This is a genomic window from Reyranella sp. (assembly GCF_036558665.1).
In the GTDB taxonomy this organism is placed as follows: Bacteria; Pseudomonadota; Alphaproteobacteria; order Reyranellales; family Reyranellaceae; genus Reyranella.
In genome coordinates this window covers 1-14,260 of sequence record NZ_DATBFE010000151.1, presented here as the reverse complement: position 1 = coordinate 14,260, position 14,260 = coordinate 1, and the positions used below count along the sequence as shown (strand labels likewise).

The window sequence follows — 14,260 nt, the reverse complement described above, 5'->3', positions numbered from 1 at the left end:
ATCCGCAAGGGGGCCGCCCCGATCATGAGCCCATTATCGGGGTGGCAAACGTTGCGTCCACTCATTTTTGAGGGTCGGATTTGGCGTCCAGGGGAACACCGAACAACTCCAGACGGTGCCCGACAAGCCGATATCCGGCTTTTTCCGCGATTCGTCGCTGCAGCTCCTCGATCTCGTCGTTGTGGAACTCCACAACCTTGCCGCTTTGAACGTCTATGAGGTGATCATGGTGCTCGCTCGGCGTCTCCTCATAGCGCGCGCGTCCGTCGCCGAAGTCGTGCTTGGCCAATATGCCCGCTTCCTCGAACAGCCGTACGGTTCGATACACCGTGGCGATGGAGATGTTCGGATCGACCGCGGTTGCGCGCTTGTGCAGCGACTCGACGTCCGGATGATCCGACGACTCGGAGAGCACGCGCGCGATGACGCGGCGCTGGTCCGTCATCTTGAGCCCGCGCTCGGCGCACAACGCTTCGAGTTTCGACTTCTGGTCAGGCATCTCGGGATAGCCTACACCGGGCAACAGGCGCGGTATAGTTTGGCAGCATGTCCAATCCCCCGATGTCCGACACGGGCGGCCAGGTGATCGACATCACCGGCGAAGTCTGTCCCATGACCTTCGTGCGCACCAAATTGCGGCTGGAGCGCATGCGGCCGGGCGAGGTGCTGAGCGTACGCCTGCGGGGAGAGGAGCCGCTGCGCAACGTTCCTCGCGCGGCGCGTGAGGAAGGTCACATCATTTTGGGGATCGTACCCGAGGGGGATGACCATATCGTGACTATTCGCCGTAGCTGATCAATCGAGACCGAGGCGCATAACGATCGCATCGGCGGCCGGCCGGTCGACCCGGCGGTAGTAGGCGCAACGGTGTCCGACCTGCCGGAATCCCATCGCACGATAGAGGGCGAGGGCCGCCGCATTGTCGGCGCCGACCTCCAGAAACAGGCTGCCCGCTGCGCGCTCGCGCGCGAGCGCGACAACCAGTTCCACCAAGGCGCGACCCGCCCCGCGACGCCGACAATCCGGCCGTATGGCGACGGTCAGCAGCTCGGCCTCGTCGGCCGCGACGCGCCAGAGCGCAAGGCCGACCTCCTTTCGGCCGCTCTGGAGCACGAGACCGGCGACCCCGGGCGCGGCAAGGAGCTCGGCCATCTCCCGCCGCGTCCAGCCGCGCTCTCCCAGTGGCGCGAACGCCTCGGCGTGAAGGGCGGAAGCGAGGTCGAGATCGAGCGCTCCCAGCGGCCGGTGCGAGTAGGCAGCAGTCAATCGACGGTCCGCCGTTGGCCGTCCGGCAGCGTGACGTTGACGCCGCGCAGATAGAGCGGACGCGGCAGTCCCTCGTCGCGGTTGCGCGCCCGCCAGCTTTCGACGCCCCGCTCGCCCGCCAGGCGCCCCAGCACGACCGGATCGGGCAAGACGACCTCGGCCTTCGCATCGATGCCTGACGCGACGAGTTCGGCCGCAAGGCGGGCCGCCGGTGGGCCGATGACGACACACGGCCGACCCCGCAGCCTCTCGACGAGCTTCGATGTCGTTGCAAGGAACGGCGTCTTGTCCTTCTCGCCCAAGGCACAGAACCAGTCGCCGAGCCGGCTGTCGACCGCCGCCACGGCGAGGCGCGAACTCTTTGGCAGCTGATTAAGCAACGTCGTGGTCGTGGAAATCCCTGCAAGCGGGACGTCGAGGGCGAGGGCAAGCCCGCGCGCGACGGCGAGACCCACGCGCACGCCGGTGAAGCTGCCCGGCCCGATGGTGACGGCGATCATGGACACGTCGCGGCGATCGGCTTGCGCGGTGTCGAAGATCCCAGCGATCACCGGCAAGAGGCGCGCCGCCTGCTCGCGATCCTGGTCGCGATGAACAGCCAGGACGTCGCCCCCTCGTAGGAGAGCCACGCCGAGACCGATCACGGCACAGTCGAACGAGAGCACAAGGGTCATCTCAGGCAGTCCGCCGATCGCTGGCGCTCGACAGCGCGGCTGGGCATTGTGCAGTCATGAAGCTCGATCTGGTTGCAATCGCCCCGCCCGACTTCGATGTCGATGTGACGCTGGCCTATTCGACCGACGCCAATCTAACGGGCCGCCCGGTGTACCGGAATGCCGAATGCTGGTTGCACCCCGTCGCGGCCGAAAGGCTCGCGGCGGCGGTCGCACTCGCACGGCCGCTCGGCTATCGCCTGCGCATCTTCGACGCGCTGCGGCCGGTGGAGGCGCAGTGGGTTTTGTGGAACGCGAGGCCCGACCCGGAATTCCTTGCCGATCCCCGGCGCGGCTCGCCGCATTCGCGCGGCGTCGCGGTCGATCTCACGCTGCTCGACGCCGACGGCCGGGAGCTCGACATGGGTACGGGCTTCGACGCCTTCACGCCGCTGTCGCATCACGGCCGGACCGACATCACGCCCGAGGCGCAGCGCAATCGGCTCATGCTCATCGGCCTCATGACCACCGCCGGATGGGACTTCTACCGCAACGAATGGTGGCACTATCAGCTGTTCGATGCACGACGCTATCCGCTGATCGCCGATGCCGACCTGCCGCGGTCCATGATGCAGGCGCGCTGAAGAATTCAGAAGCTCGAGAGCTTTGCCTTGTCGAAGTCGCCGAGATCGTTTTCGCGCATGATCTCGCGCACGAACTCGACATAACTCTGACCAAGCTCCGAATAGCGCGCGAGCTGGCCGATCAGATTGTAGCCGCTGAGGGTCTGCCCGCGCGCGCGCATCGCCGCCCGTTCGGCGCGGAACGCGCCATACGCCGGATGGCAATTGAGGTTCGCCACATAGGCCTCGGTCGCTTCGCCGATGTTGGCGAAGGGCTGCGGCATGCCGCTTCCCGGCCGCCAGGAGACGGTCACGGCATGCTGGCCCGAGGCTTGGATCTGGCCGAACAGGGCATTGCCCTCGCGAGCGGCAAACGACGTACCCCAGCCGGATTCGACGCCACTCTGCGCGATCGCCATCGACGGTGGCACGATGTCGACCCGCCGCACGAGCTGATCGAGATCGGCCGAGGTGGTGCCGTAGCGTTCGGCCAGCCCATCGAGCCAGATGCCTTCGTCCGGCGAGAGGCCGAGGCCCGATTGGATCTTCTTGCGCAAGTAGAGAAGCTGGTCGCGCTCCGCCAGCACGCGCTGATTGACCTCGAGGATCACCGGCAGGAGCGCGGTGATGAAGAGCACCTTGCGCAGGGCGCCGTCCTTGGTACCGAGGTCGTCCGGAACCTTCTCGACCTTGATCGGCGGAACCGCTTCACCCTGCCGCACGTCGGTCAAGGTGTAGGAAACCTCGCGGAAGGCACCGGCCAATTCGTCGGCGGTGCGCGCATTGATCGAACGCAACTGGACCTGGCGACGCACGGCGTTGCCGGGCGCGGCAAAGCGGCCATGGCCGCCGGGAAAGGAATCGCGCGCCGCGGTCTGCATGACCTGCTCGGCATCGGATGGCGCCGGCACAACGAAGGCCAGCTGCTTCGGGAAGGGCGTGTCGGTGAGGAAGCTCGGCGGATCGGCGGGATCCGCCGGCGGACCAATTCGGGCGGACAGAAGGGCCATTGCATCAGCGGGCGGTACCGGGTGGTGCAGGCTCACTCCCGTGGCGAACACGGCGACCCAGACGGCCGGGAATGCATAATGGCGGATCGACGACTGCATGGTTCGCTCTTCGGTAGTTGTTCGAGACAACGAGCTACCGTCCGCCGTCCCGGCTGCGGGACGGCGACCCTTCTACGCTGTACGCTTTGCGCTTGGGCTTGGGCCGGCCTACAGGGCCGCCTGAACCTCGACCACTTCCGGCACGTAGTGCTTCAGAAGGTTCTCGATGCCCATCTTGAGCGTGGCCGTCGAGCTGGGGCAGCCCGAGCAGGATCCCTGCATGTGCAGGTAGACCACGCCATCCCGGAAATCCTGGAACACGATATCGCCGCCGTCCTGGGCCACGGCTGGACGCACGCGCGTTTCGAGAAGTTCCTTGATCTGGGCGACGACTTCGTCGTCCTCGTCGGTCGCGCCATGGGCAGCGGAGCCCGACTCACCGGCGATCACGGGCTCGCCGGAGGTGTAGTGTTCCATGATGCCGCCCAGGATGGAGGGCTTCAGCATCTGCCAGTCCTTATCCGAAGCCTTGCTGACGGTCACGAAATCGGCGCCGAGGAACACACGCTCTACACCCTCGACTGCGAAAAGCCGCTTGGCCAACGGCGATGACTGAGCTGCATCGGCATCGGCGAAATCCACCGTGCCCTTCTCCATGACCACACGGCCGGGAAGGAACTTCAGGGTCGACGGATTCGGCGTCTGCTCGGTCTGGATAAACAAACCTACCTCCTTGTCGAACGCGTAGGGCGGCAGGTCCGCTCGGCGTCGTTCAGGTTGGGGATAGGACGTCTCCATCCCCTGTTCGTTCGCTGGACGTAAGAACGCAAAATGCCATGATCAAGTTCATTCTTGGGTGTCTATGTATAAATATTATGGAACTATCTATTATTTGATAGTTATTACAATTGCGTAAGACGTATTTGCCTCCTCATCGTCAAATCCGCGGTGCGCATTGCAAACCAAGGTTCCAAGGCGTCAGCTGGAAAAACGTCGCACAACTTTCTGCACGATAAGCGCGCCAATGGACAGGGTTATTTCTGCAAGATGCCACTGATCTCCCGAAGCTGTGTGCGGGCGCGCAGCAGATAGAAGCCTTGGGCGGCCAGATGATTGGGGACCAGCAAGGCGTCGGGATAACCGTTCCAAACGATCCATGGATGAAGCTCGGCAGCCACGCGGAAGGTCTCAACCATCTGGTTCCAGGGGTTGGTGAGGTCGCGGTCGCGAACCACGTTCTGAAAGTCGGTGCCGAGCTCGCGCAGCAGGAGATAGTTGGCGTAGAGGCGGCCCTTGTTGAAATAGAAGATGTCATCGCACTGGAGGTCGAACAGGTTGCCGGCTTGCTCGATGACATGCCGGTCGATCACCGCCGAGTCCGAGCCGATATCGTTGGCGATGCGGTCGATCAGCGCCTGCAGATTGTCGGACCGGCGCTCGAACACGGCTTGTCCCGCCGCCAGCCGTTTGTTGTAGGCGATCAGCTTTTCCCGGCCGGCGCGGAATTTCTGTGCCGAGGTGGCGGACGGCATCAGCGAGACGCTGGGCTGCCAGATCCAGACGTTTGGCTGCTCGTTCAGGAAACCACGCGCCTGCTCGAGATCACGGTCGACCTGACTCGAACCTCGCGTGCGACCGACCTGATCCATCATCTCCGTGGCGAACCGGCCCAGCGCCGCCATGATGCCCCGCTGGAAGTTCGGCATGTTGTCGAGGATGCCGGCCGGCAGGAAGAAAGGCTGCATCGGCGCCCAAGTGTGGACATCGACCTCACGCGTGACGAGATCGGCCGCCAGCGCCACGGCGCGGCTCTCGCCGGCCGCCACGTTCTGGGGACCGAACTGCGGATCGTCGTCGATGTTCTCGACGAACAGCGCGCCGACCGGGAAGTAGAGCACCAGCAGGATGACGATGGTCCAGGCCGCCCATTTCCAGACCGATCGCCGGCCTGGCGCGGCGCCGACGTGCGGTCGTCGCAAGCGAAAGCTCCGCAATCCGTCCCACGTCCGCCGCCAGCGCGATGCCGGCGCCGGCGCCGCCCCTTGATCCGGTTCGAAGGTCATGGCGCACCTTAACATTCACCCGATGACGAAACAGTCCCGCCTCGCCGGCGAGCCCCTTCTGCAAGTCGAGCTGGCGCGATTTCCCGTGCAGCAGAGACTGTCTACAGTAGCTTCGTGACGCGACTGCAATGAACGGAGTCGGAAGGAAATGGCGCTCGATCCTGAATCCCAGCAGCTGCTCGACCTGATGGCGGCGGCCAACCGGCCCGCCTGGCACACGCTCTCCCCCGAGGCAGCGCGCGAGCAGTATCTGGCGCTCAGACCCAACGCGCAGGGGCCACGTCCTGACGGCGTCATGGTCGCCGACCGGTCGATCCCGGGTCCAGCCGGGAAGCTCCCCCTCCGCCTCTATCGCCCCGAGCAGGCAGCAAGCGACACGCATCTGCCGGCGCTGGTCTATGCTCACGGCGGGGGCTGGGTGTTCGGCAATCTCGACAGCCACGACGTGCTCTGCGCCCAGCTTGCGCTCGATGCCGGCATCACCGTGGTCGCCGTCGACTATCGCCTTGCACCCGAGGCGCGCTTTCCAGGGGCCTTCGACGATGTCGCGGCGGCGCTGAAGTGGGTTGCCGGCAATGGAGCTGCCCTTGGCATCGACGTCAGCCGTCTGGCGATCGGCGGTGATTCCGCTGGCGGCAATCTGGCCGCCGCAGTTTCGATCTGGGCGCGCGACAACGGCGGGCCCAAGCTCAGAATGCAGCTTCTCGCCTATCCCGTCACCGATGCCGCAGCGCGTTCGGAGTCCTATCGGCTCTTCCATCAAGGTTACGGTCTCGACGCGCCAGCCATGGAATGGTTTTTCGATCACTACACCCCCGACAAGGCGGCGCGCGCGGACTGGCGTGTCTCGCCTCTGCGCGCGCCATCGCTGGCCGGCCTGCCGCCAGCGCTGGTGATCACCTCCGGCTACGACCCGCTGCGCGACGAAGGCCGCGCCTATGCGTGGCGGCTGCAGAAGGACGGCACGGTGGCCGACCTGGTCGAGTTCGGCGGCATGCTGCACGGCTTCCTCTCCTCGCCCATGCTGCTGCACGGCGCGCGGCGCGGGGCGGCGATTTGCGCCGGCGCGCTGCGCGAGGCGCTGGTGCTGCGCGGCCAGGCGTGAACGACCGCCGCCCATGACGACGACGGCGCCGTCGCGCGACGTTCCCGTCGGCATGGCGCTGCCGGGCCTGGTGATCGCCTTCGGGATGATCGGCGATGGCCTGCTCTACGCCGTACTTCCGCTCTACCATCAAGACTTCGGCTTGAGCCTCGGCATGGTGGGAGTACTGCTGTCGCTCAACCGCTGGATCCGCCTGTTCGCCAATTCCGCCGTCGCTCATCTCGGCGAGCGGCTGGGCCCGCATGCGCTGATGATTGCCGCCGCCATCGGCTCGGTGATCTCGACGGCCCTCTACGGGTTGGCTGCGAGCACCGGCGTGCAGATCGCGGCGCGTATGCTGTGGGGCATCTCCTTCGCCGGGCTCAATCTCGCCACGCTCGCCTACGCCGTGAGCGACCGGGCCAATGCCGGCAAGCGGGTGGGCTTGAGCCGCGCCGCCATCGGCGTCGTGCAGGCGCTGTCGCTGGTAGGCGGGGCCTGGATGGTGCTGCAGGTGGGCGCCCGCTCGACCTTCGTGATCCTGGGGGGCGTCACCCTCGTCGCGTTCGCAGCGGCCCTCGCCCTGCCGCGCCTGCCGCCCGAGCCGGCCAGCACCAGGGGCTTCCGACTGCCGGTCCCGCATCGCCTCGAAGTATGGGGCTTCATGCTCGGCTTTGCGGGCGACGGCGTCTTCCTGCTGACGCTCGCCTTCCTGATGAAGGATTCCATCACCTCCGTCGAGCCCGTGCTGGCGACGGCCATGCTGCTGGCACTGCGCTGGCTGGTCGAGATCACGACCGGCCCGGTCGGCGGCTGGGTCGGCGATCGCTTCGGCGCGCGGCGTGCGGCGATCGTGAACGGCGTCGTGCTGGTCGCGGGCTTTGGCATGATCGCGGCCGGTTACGAGGTGGCCGGCGCACTGCTCACCGTCATGACGCGCGGCATGTTCAACACGCTCGTTCCAGTGCTGGTGATTGCGCGTGGAAAGGGTGGCGTGCTCTCGTCACAGGCGAGCTATTCCACCTGGCGTGACTTCGGCGCGGCTGTCGGACCTCTCACCGCGCCGTGGCTTTTCCTGCACATCCCCCAGACCCCGCTCTACGCCGCCCTCGCCCTGGCATTGGGTGTGAGCGCCTGGGCATGTCTGGTGCGGAGGTAGATGCCGGGGTTCGTCCTCAATCGGCGAAGAACCAGTCGGGATCGCGCAGGCCGATCCAGTGACCGGCGGCGGGATCGAAACGCCAGCCAAAGCGGCTGACATGCGGATTACCGGGTGCATCGGTGTATTCGACGCGCACCGTGAAGAACAGGTTCTCGTCCTCAAAGGCGGGAACCATGTGCGGCCCTTCCTGGCGGAGCCGGCTGCGCAGTTCCTCGTCGAGAGTGGCGACACAATCCTTCCATTCCCGGCCTTCGCCGAGTGCGGTGCCGCTGAGATGGTCGTAGTCACGCAGCCTCACCGCCGGGCGCAGGCCGGTGCTGAAAGCGGCATCCATCAACTGGACGATGGCGGGCGCCCGTCCGTAGTTGATGACCGTGAAGCGCACGTGCGGAACGCTGTAGTGACCGTCGGACGCATGGATCCACGGCGACATATCGACGAACACCCAGGGCCGTTCCAGTTCACCGAGGGCACGGCTCGTGATCGTCACCTGTTCCTTGGACACCGACCACAATTTGTCGGTCGCTGCGCGCAAGGCCTCGGCCGTACGCAGCAGTGCGAAGGCGAAACAGGCGACGAAAATGGCGGCGATGGCCGCGATCGCCGGACCGAAATCGTTGACCGATTTCATCGCGTTCCAGATCACCACGAGGGCGATCGGGTAGGAGCCGCACGTCGCCTGGCCGGTGAATTCGTTCCGGGTGCAGATCATTCCCCGCATCGGAACCAGGACCGAGAACAGCACGACGGCCGCCACGACGAGCGTCAAAGCGAGAACAACCGTCAAATACTTGTATCTAGCCGCACCCATCGCCTCGAAATCGCGGCCCGGAAAGGGCACGATCATTTTTTACACGTTCCCGGCCCACGATCTCGCAAAGTCCGCCACCTGCGGCGTCATTGACTCACTTTTGTCACCGTACGTTCCCGGCTTGTACTCGCAGGGAGGGGCGAGACTAGCGAAACACGTCCTTGCGATGGCGGACCTCCGCGAAGACCTGGACGGGGTCGGCGCCCGGCAGTCCGACAGCCTTCTGGACCGACGGGATGTCGGCGCGCAGAAACGGGTTGGTCTGCTTCTCCTCGCCAAGCAGCGAGGGCACGGTGGCTTCGCCGCGCGCACGGGCGGCATCGATGCTGGCCGATCGGGCCACGAGCTGCTGGTTGCCGGTTTCGACGGTCAAGGCGAAGCGGGCATTGGACTGGGTGTATTCGTGAGCACAATAGACCCGCATGTCGTCGGGCAGGGCACGCAACCGGCTGAGCGATGTCCAGAACTGCTGGGGGGTGCCCTCGAACATCTTGCCGCAGCCCAGAGCGAACAGCGTGTCGCCGCAGAAGAGCGCGCGCTGGTCGCGGAACGCGTAGGCGATATGACCGCTGGTATGGCCTGGCACGAAGAAGATCTCGGCCTCGGCCTCGCCGAACGGGTAACGATCGCCGTCGTCCACCTCGACGTCGATCCCGGGAATGCGGGCCCGATCGCGGCGGGGCCCCACGATCGTGCAGCCGGTCGCCGCCTTGATTTCGCGATTTCCACCGACATGGTCGCCATGATGGTGGGTGTTCAGGATATGGGTGATCTGCCAGCGCCGTTTCTCGGCCTCGGCCAGGACGGGCCCGGTGACGGCGGGATCGACCACGCCCACGCAACCAGACTGCGGTTCGCGCATTAGCCAGACGTAGTTGTCGCTGAGGACCGGAATTCGGACGATTTCCAGGATAGTGGTCACGGGACGCTCGCTGTGAGGGTGCGGTTTTGGGGTGCAACGCTAGCAAAGCTCCCTTGCGCCGGCCACGGCCTCTCCATGGCCCTCCAAGGCGAGGTTTCTGCTAGGATACCGATATGTGGACGGACGTCCTCGATCTCAACGAATTCTACGCCACTACGCTCGGCCAGATGACGGTCCGCCTGTTGCGCGGCCGGCTGCGCGAGGTGTGGCCGACCGTGCGCGGCGAGACGGTGCTGGGGCTCGGCTACGCCGCTCCGTTCCTCCGACCGTTCATGGACGAGGCAATGCGGGTGATGGCTTTCATGCCCGCACAACAAGGCGTGACGCGCTGGCCGCGCGAGGGCCACAACCATACCGCGTTGATCGACGAGATGGATCTGCCGTTGCCCGACCGCTCGGTCGATCGCGTCCTTCTGGTCCATGCCATCGAATGCACCGAGCAGGTACGGCCAATGCTGCGCGAGATCTGGCGTGTGATGGCCGACGGCGGGCGGCTGGTCACCGTGGCTCCGACACGTGCAGGTCTCTGGTCGCAGATCGACCGTACGCCGTTCTACCAGGGCCACCCCTATTCGGCCGGTCAGGTCGCAGGTCTCCTGCGTGCCAACATGTTCGCGCCCTTGCGCCAGACACGGGCGCTCTACATGCCGCCCACCCATTCGCGGCTTGCCTTGCGCATGGCGCCCACGGTCGAGCGCTTCGGCCGGCGCTGGCTCGGCCGCTTCGCGGGCGTCAACGTGATCGAGGCCGGCAAGCAGCTTTATGCCGGCATCGCCGAGCGGCATACGCCGGCGCTTGCCGTAGTCCGGCCCAAGCTGCGCATCGCCTCGCAACGCGATGGCCATGCCGCGCGCAACGCCCACAACAAGGACGGCGAGGCGCCCGCCTCCTGATGCCGATCTCGCCTCGCGTCATCGCCCTGCTCGGCTTCGGCGAGGCAGGTTCGGCCATCGCGCGCGGCCTCGCCGCCGAGGGTGGCTGGCGCGGAGGGGCGAAGGCCGGTGACAACGAACCGCGCCGTCTGATCGCGATCGATACCGCCCTCGATCAGGATGCGCGCGGCGCAGCGCTTGGCAAGGAAGCGCGACGGCTCGAGGTCGCGATTGCTGGTATTTATACTGAGGCGCTGCGTGAAGCCGATCTCGTCATTTGCGCCGTGCCGGGCGAGCATGCTCTGGAAGCCGCGACGGCGGCCGCGCCCCTCCTCAAGAATGGTGCCCATTATCTCGACCTCTGCACCGTGACGGGCCGCATGTCGGACGAGGATCGCGCTCCGATCGAGCAAGCCGGCGGCTCCTATGTCGACGTTGCCGTCATGGGCGGTTTTTTCAAGCAGGGCATCAAGGCACCCATGCTGGTCGCAGGCGAGGATGCAGCGCCGATGGTCGAATGGATGAATGCCAGCGGCTTCGATGCCAGGCTGCTCGGCGCCAGGCCCGGCAGCGCCTCCTCGGTGAAGATGCTGCGCAGCACGCTGGTGAAGGGGCTGGAAGCGCTCGGCGTGGAGGCGTTGGTCGCCGCGCAACGCCAGGGCCTTCTCGAGGAGGTGCTGGGCTGCCTGTCCGATGCCGACTCGATGCCCTTGCGCGACTTCATCGCCATGCTGGTGCAGACGCACGTCGTGCATGCCCATCGGCGCTGGGAGGAGATGGGCCTGGTGGCGAGAACACTGCGCGAGACCGGAGTCGCGCCTCTGATGACCGAGACGATAGAGCGAAGCCATCGCCGCACCGTCGATGCCGGTGTCGCGCCCGCCGACGGCAAGGTGCCGGGCCTCGAGGAGGCGCTCGCGATCCTGTCGGAAAAGGTCGTCCGTGGCCGGTGACGTGCCAAGCGGCGACGTCTTCGACCGGCTCGTCGCACTGCTGACCGAGGCGAAGGCGGAATTCCGCGTGATCGAGCACGAAGCGGAAGGTCGCTCGGGGAAGATAAGCGCGATCCGCGGCAATCGGCCGGAACAGGCCGCGAAGGCGATGGTGCTCGACTTGCGCGGCGGCGGCGGCGGCCGGCGCCATGCGCTCGCCGTCCTGCCCGGCAATCGCAAGCTCGATTTCAACGCCGTGGCCTCGCTGTTCGAGGCGCGCAAGTGCGGCTTCGCCTCACCGGACACGGCGCAGGCGTTGACTGGATGCGCCATGGGCGCGGTGCCGCCCTTCGTGCTCACTTCTGACCTCGCCATCGTCGTCGAGGAGGATCTCCTGGCGAACGGGACGCTGTTCTTCAATGCCGGTCGACTCGATCGCTCGATGGAACTCGACACGAAACAATGGCTCGCCATCGCCAGGCCGCTCGTGGCGAGGATTTCGGACCGTGCCTGAGTGGTGCTTCGGCCCGATCACCGAGGCCGACTTCGAGCCGCTGCTGGCGCTTCGCGTCGCGGTGATGCGCGAACATCTCGAGCGGGTCGGCCGCTTCACTTCCGAGCGTTCGCGGCGCATCTTCCGCGGCCATTTCGATCAGCCCGGCCTTCGCCTGATCCTGGTGGAAGGCAAGCGCGCCGGCTGCGTCGCCTTCCGCGTCGGGCCCGCGTTCGTGACCATCGATTCGTTCTACCTGGCTGCGCCTTTGCAGAAGGCGGGCCTTGGTTCACAAATCTTCGGGGCGCTCCTCGCCGAAGCGGATGCACTCGGCAAGCCGGTGCGCCTCGAGGTGCTGAAGCAAAGCCCGGCCGACCGCTTCTACCTGCGCCACGGCTTCCTCCCGATCGGCGAGGGTGAGCACGATGTTCTGTTCGAGAGACCGCCGGCGCCCTGACTTTGGAGCGCATCCCACTGGAGTGGCCGCTCCGAAGGTCAATCCCGTCGCAACATGAACACTGCCTGCTCGCCGAACAGGTTGGCGAGCAACGGCGGCATATGGATGGGCCGGCTCTTGCTGTTGAGCACGATGGCGCGCTCTACATGCACACCCATGTCGCGGCAGAGCGCACGGAAATCGTCGATGCTGCAGAGATGAATGTTGGGCGTGTCGTACCATTTGTAGGGTAGCGAGACGGTTTCGGGCATGCGGCCGCCGAACACCAGGCGCAGCCGCACCTGCCAATGGGCGAAATTGGGAAAGGAGACGATCGCCCGCTTGCCAACGCGCAACATCTGGCGAAGCACCTCGCGCGGCTCGCGCGTCGCCTGCAGCGTCTGGCTCAGGATCACGTAGTCGAAGGCGTCGTCGGGATAGTCCCTGAGGTCGGTGTCAGCGTCGCCCTGGATCACCGACAACCCATTGGCGACGCAAGCGTTGACGCCGGCCTGGCTGAGCTCCATGCCGCGCGCATCGACCCGCTTGAAGTTCATGAGATAGGCCAGCAACGCGCCGTCGCCGCAGCCGACATCGAGCGCCCGCCCGCCGGGCTGGACCATGTCGGCGATCAGCTGCAGGTCGACGCGAATCGGCGCGGTGCTCATTTCAACCCCCGCGCGGAACCGGCGCCCTGCAGGAAGCCCTGCAGCGTGCGGAACATCTCGGGCTCGTCGAGCAGGAAGGCGTCATGGCCCTTGTCGGTCTCGACCTCGACGAACGAGACGTTGGCGGCCACGGCGTTCAGCGCATGCACGATCGCGCGGTTCTCGCGCGTCGGGAACAGCCAGTCCGAGGTGAAGGAGATCGAGCAGAAGCGTGTCGCCGTGCCCTTGAAGGCATTGGCCAGCACGCCGCCATGCTGGCCCGCGAGGTCGAAGTAATCCATTGCGCGGGTGATGTAGAGGTAGCTGTTGGCGTCGAACCGGTCGACGAAGGTCGAGCCCTGGTGGCGCAGATAGCTCTCGACCTGAAAGTCGGCGTCGAAACCGAAGCCCAGCGCATTGCGGTCCTGCAGGTTGCGGCCGAACTTGCGCTGCAGCGCCAGCTCCGAGAGGTAGGTGATGTGCGCGGTCATACGCGCGACCGCGAGCCCGCGCTCCGGCGCCGTACCATGGAGGCGATAGTCGCCCGCCTTCCATTCGGGATCGGCCATGATCGCCTGGCGGCCGACTTCGTGGAACGCGATGTTCTGCGCCGAATGGCGCGCGGCGCAGGCGATCGGCACGGCAGAGAAGACCCGCTTGGGGAAGCTCGCCGCCCATTGCAGCACCTGCATGCCGCCCATCGAGCCGCCGATCACGCAGAACAGGTCAGGGATGCCGAGATGGTCGAGCAGGGCGGCCTGCGCCCGCACCATGTCGCCGATCGTCACCACCGGGAAGCGCAGGTTCCACGGCTGGCCGGTGCCGGGATCCTTGGCCAGCGGGCCCGTGGTGCCCATGCAGCCGCCCAGCACGTTGCTGCAAACAATATAGTAGCGTGCGGGATCCAGCACCTTGCCCGGCCCGACCAGGCTCTCCCACCAGCCGTCGCGGCGGGTCACCGGATGCTGCTCGGCGACGAACTGGTCGCCCGTGAGGGCGTGGCAGATCAGGATCGCATTGGACTTGTCTGTATTGAGCGTCCCGTAGGTCTGGTACGCCACGCGATACGGGCCGAGTTCGACTCCGCAATCGAGCAGCAGGGGTCGGTCGCTTCCCAGAACCGCGTGGCGGCACTGGGCGAGCGCCTTGCGTTCAGCTTCGGTCAGGTCCTCGAGCACGTTCCGCTCCAACGAAAAGCCCCCGACCTGAAGGGCGGGGGCTTTTTCGAGCACTCCGACCTTTTAGCG

Annotated in this window: 18 protein-coding genes; 8 read left to right on the top strand and 10 right to left on the bottom strand. The window is 66.0% G+C overall.

The genetic code is table 11. From position 1 onward, the window contains the following. Positions 1 to 61: 61 nt before the first annotated feature. The gene (locus VH499_RS21695) at positions 62 to 499 is read right to left on the bottom strand and encodes a Fur family transcriptional regulator (protein WP_332054849.1); all 438 of its coding nucleotides are present in this window, start codon (positions 497 to 499) and stop codon (positions 62 to 64) included. Positions 500 to 546: 47 nt separating this feature from the next. Between VH499_RS21695 and VH499_RS21690 the strand changes: the two genes are divergently transcribed. Beyond that, positions 547 to 795: a sulfurtransferase TusA family protein gene (locus VH499_RS21690; RefSeq protein ID WP_332054848.1), complete on the top strand. Its 249-nt coding sequence runs from the start codon at positions 547 to 549 to the stop codon at positions 793 to 795. Here VH499_RS21690 and rimI read toward each other — a convergent pair whose 3' ends face one another. Together rimI and tsaB are read right to left on the bottom strand one after the other, a co-directional pair. Further along, the gene (gene rimI / locus VH499_RS21685) at positions 796 to 1,266 is read right to left on the bottom strand and encodes a ribosomal protein S18-alanine N-acetyltransferase (protein WP_332054847.1); all 471 of its coding nucleotides are present in this window, start codon (positions 1,264 to 1,266) and stop codon (positions 796 to 798) included. Next, complete coding sequence (tsaB, locus tag VH499_RS21680) at positions 1,263 to 1,940, bottom strand: tRNA (adenosine(37)-N6)-threonylcarbamoyltransferase complex dimerization subunit type 1 TsaB (RefSeq protein WP_332054846.1); 678 nt, start codon at positions 1,938 to 1,940, stop codon at positions 1,263 to 1,265. The genes rimI and tsaB overlap by 4 nt, the downstream gene beginning before the upstream one ends. A 56-nt stretch (positions 1,941 to 1,996) precedes the next feature. Between tsaB and ddpX the strand changes: the two genes are divergently transcribed. Then, the gene (ddpX, locus tag VH499_RS21675) at positions 1,997 to 2,563 is read left to right on the top strand and encodes a D-alanyl-D-alanine dipeptidase (protein WP_332054845.1); all 567 of its coding nucleotides are present in this window, start codon (positions 1,997 to 1,999) and stop codon (positions 2,561 to 2,563) included. A 5-nt stretch (positions 2,564 to 2,568) separates the two neighbouring features. Here ddpX and VH499_RS21670 read toward each other — a convergent pair whose 3' ends face one another. From VH499_RS21670 to VH499_RS21660, 3 genes are all read right to left on the bottom strand, one after another. Next, positions 2,569 to 3,651 carry a glucosaminidase domain-containing protein gene (locus VH499_RS21670; RefSeq protein WP_332054844.1) on the bottom strand — a complete coding sequence of 361 codons (1,083 nt, stop codon included), beginning with the start codon at positions 3,649 to 3,651 and terminating at the stop codon, positions 2,569 to 2,571. Between the two features lie 108 nt (positions 3,652 to 3,759). Further along, positions 3,760 to 4,314, bottom strand: a complete 555-nt coding sequence (locus VH499_RS21665) for a NifU family protein (RefSeq protein WP_332054843.1) — start codon at positions 4,312 to 4,314, stop codon at positions 3,760 to 3,762. Between the two features lie 311 nt (positions 4,315 to 4,625). Then, complete coding sequence (locus tag VH499_RS21660; RefSeq protein ID WP_332054842.1) at positions 4,626 to 5,570, bottom strand: DUF2333 family protein; 945 nt, start codon at positions 5,568 to 5,570, stop codon at positions 4,626 to 4,628. 232 nt (positions 5,571 to 5,802) lie between these two features. On the opposite strand from VH499_RS21660, the gene VH499_RS21655 reads away from it, so the two are divergent. Together VH499_RS21655 and VH499_RS21650 are read left to right on the top strand one after the other, a co-directional pair. Beyond that, a complete protein-coding gene (locus VH499_RS21655; RefSeq protein WP_332054841.1) occupies positions 5,803 to 6,759 on the top strand; it encodes an alpha/beta hydrolase in 957 nt (318 codons plus the stop codon). Between the two features lie 13 nt (positions 6,760 to 6,772). Further along, the gene (locus VH499_RS21650) at positions 6,773 to 7,897 is read left to right on the top strand and encodes an MFS transporter (protein WP_332054840.1); all 1,125 of its coding nucleotides are present in this window, start codon (positions 6,773 to 6,775) and stop codon (positions 7,895 to 7,897) included. A gap of 16 nt (positions 7,898 to 7,913) precedes the next feature. On the opposite strand, the gene VH499_RS21645 is transcribed toward VH499_RS21650, so the two are convergent. Beyond that, complete coding sequence (locus VH499_RS21645; protein WP_332054839.1) at positions 7,914 to 8,747, bottom strand: hypothetical protein; 834 nt, start codon at positions 8,745 to 8,747, stop codon at positions 7,914 to 7,916. Positions 8,748 to 8,856: 109 nt separating this feature from the next. Then, on the bottom strand, positions 8,857 to 9,633 hold the full coding sequence (gene gloB, locus VH499_RS21640; RefSeq protein ID WP_332054838.1) for a hydroxyacylglutathione hydrolase: 777 nt from the start codon (positions 9,631 to 9,633) through the stop codon (positions 8,857 to 8,859). 113 nt (positions 9,634 to 9,746) lie between these two features. On the opposite strand from gloB, the gene VH499_RS21635 reads away from it, so the two are divergent. Genes VH499_RS21635 through VH499_RS21620 form a run of 4 tightly spaced genes read left to right on the top strand, consistent with a single transcriptional unit; the run spans position 9,747 to position 12,387 of the window. Then, the gene (locus VH499_RS21635) at positions 9,747 to 10,526 is read left to right on the top strand and encodes a class I SAM-dependent methyltransferase (protein WP_332054837.1); all 780 of its coding nucleotides are present in this window, start codon (positions 9,747 to 9,749) and stop codon (positions 10,524 to 10,526) included. Continuing rightward, on the top strand, positions 10,526 to 11,458 hold the full coding sequence (locus VH499_RS21630; RefSeq protein WP_332054836.1) for a DUF1932 domain-containing protein: 933 nt from the start codon (positions 10,526 to 10,528) through the stop codon (positions 11,456 to 11,458). Before VH499_RS21635 ends, VH499_RS21630 begins: the two co-directional genes overlap by 1 nt. Continuing rightward, positions 11,448 to 11,951 carry a YbaK/EbsC family protein gene (locus VH499_RS21625; RefSeq protein ID WP_332054835.1) on the top strand — a complete coding sequence of 168 codons (504 nt, stop codon included), beginning with the start codon at positions 11,448 to 11,450 and terminating at the stop codon, positions 11,949 to 11,951. The genes VH499_RS21630 and VH499_RS21625 overlap by 11 nt, the downstream gene beginning before the upstream one ends. Then, positions 11,944 to 12,387 (top strand): GNAT family N-acetyltransferase, encoded by a 444-nt coding sequence (locus tag VH499_RS21620; RefSeq protein ID WP_332054834.1) that lies wholly within the window; start codon positions 11,944 to 11,946, stop codon positions 12,385 to 12,387. The genes VH499_RS21625 and VH499_RS21620 overlap by 8 nt, the downstream gene beginning before the upstream one ends. A gap of 38 nt (positions 12,388 to 12,425) precedes the next feature. On the opposite strand, the gene metW is transcribed toward VH499_RS21620, so the two are convergent. After that, a complete protein-coding gene (gene metW, locus VH499_RS21615; protein ID WP_332054833.1) occupies positions 12,426 to 13,034 on the bottom strand; it encodes a methionine biosynthesis protein MetW in 609 nt (202 codons plus the stop codon). Beyond that, the gene (metX, locus tag VH499_RS21610) at positions 13,031 to 14,179 is read right to left on the bottom strand and encodes a homoserine O-acetyltransferase MetX (RefSeq protein WP_332054885.1); all 1,149 of its coding nucleotides are present in this window, start codon (positions 14,177 to 14,179) and stop codon (positions 13,031 to 13,033) included. The genes metW and metX overlap by 4 nt, the downstream gene beginning before the upstream one ends. Positions 14,180 to 14,260 lie beyond the last annotated feature (81 nt).

Bases quoted from the DNA above. Each gene is read 5' to 3' on its own strand.
- metW (WP_332054833.1), bottom strand. From the start codon at position 13,034: ATGAGCACCGCGCCGATTCGCGTCGACCTGCAGCTGATCGCCGACATG.
- VH499_RS21695 (WP_332054849.1), bottom strand. From the start codon at position 499: ATGCCTGACCAGAAGTCGAAACTCGAAGCGTTGTGCGCCGAGCGCGGG.
- VH499_RS21635 (WP_332054837.1), top strand. From the start codon at position 9,747: ATGTGGACGGACGTCCTCGATCTCAACGAATTCTACGCCACTACGCTC.
- tsaB (WP_332054846.1), bottom strand. From the start codon at position 1,940: ATGACCCTTGTGCTCTCGTTCGACTGTGCCGTGATCGGTCTCGGCGTG.
- VH499_RS21670 (WP_332054844.1), bottom strand. From the start codon at position 3,651: ATGCAGTCGTCGATCCGCCATTATGCATTCCCGGCCGTCTGGGTCGCC.
- VH499_RS21655 (WP_332054841.1), top strand. From the start codon at position 5,803: ATGGCGCTCGATCCTGAATCCCAGCAGCTGCTCGACCTGATGGCGGCG.
- VH499_RS21650 (WP_332054840.1), top strand. From the start codon at position 6,773: ATGACGACGACGGCGCCGTCGCGCGACGTTCCCGTCGGCATGGCGCTG.
- VH499_RS21630 (WP_332054836.1), top strand. From the start codon at position 10,526: ATGCCGATCTCGCCTCGCGTCATCGCCCTGCTCGGCTTCGGCGAGGCA.
- VH499_RS21690 (WP_332054848.1), top strand. From the start codon at position 547: ATGTCCAATCCCCCGATGTCCGACACGGGCGGCCAGGTGATCGACATC.
- ddpX (WP_332054845.1), top strand. From the start codon at position 1,997: ATGAAGCTCGATCTGGTTGCAATCGCCCCGCCCGACTTCGATGTCGAT.
- VH499_RS21645 (WP_332054839.1), bottom strand. From the start codon at position 8,747: ATGATCGTGCCCTTTCCGGGCCGCGATTTCGAGGCGATGGGTGCGGCT.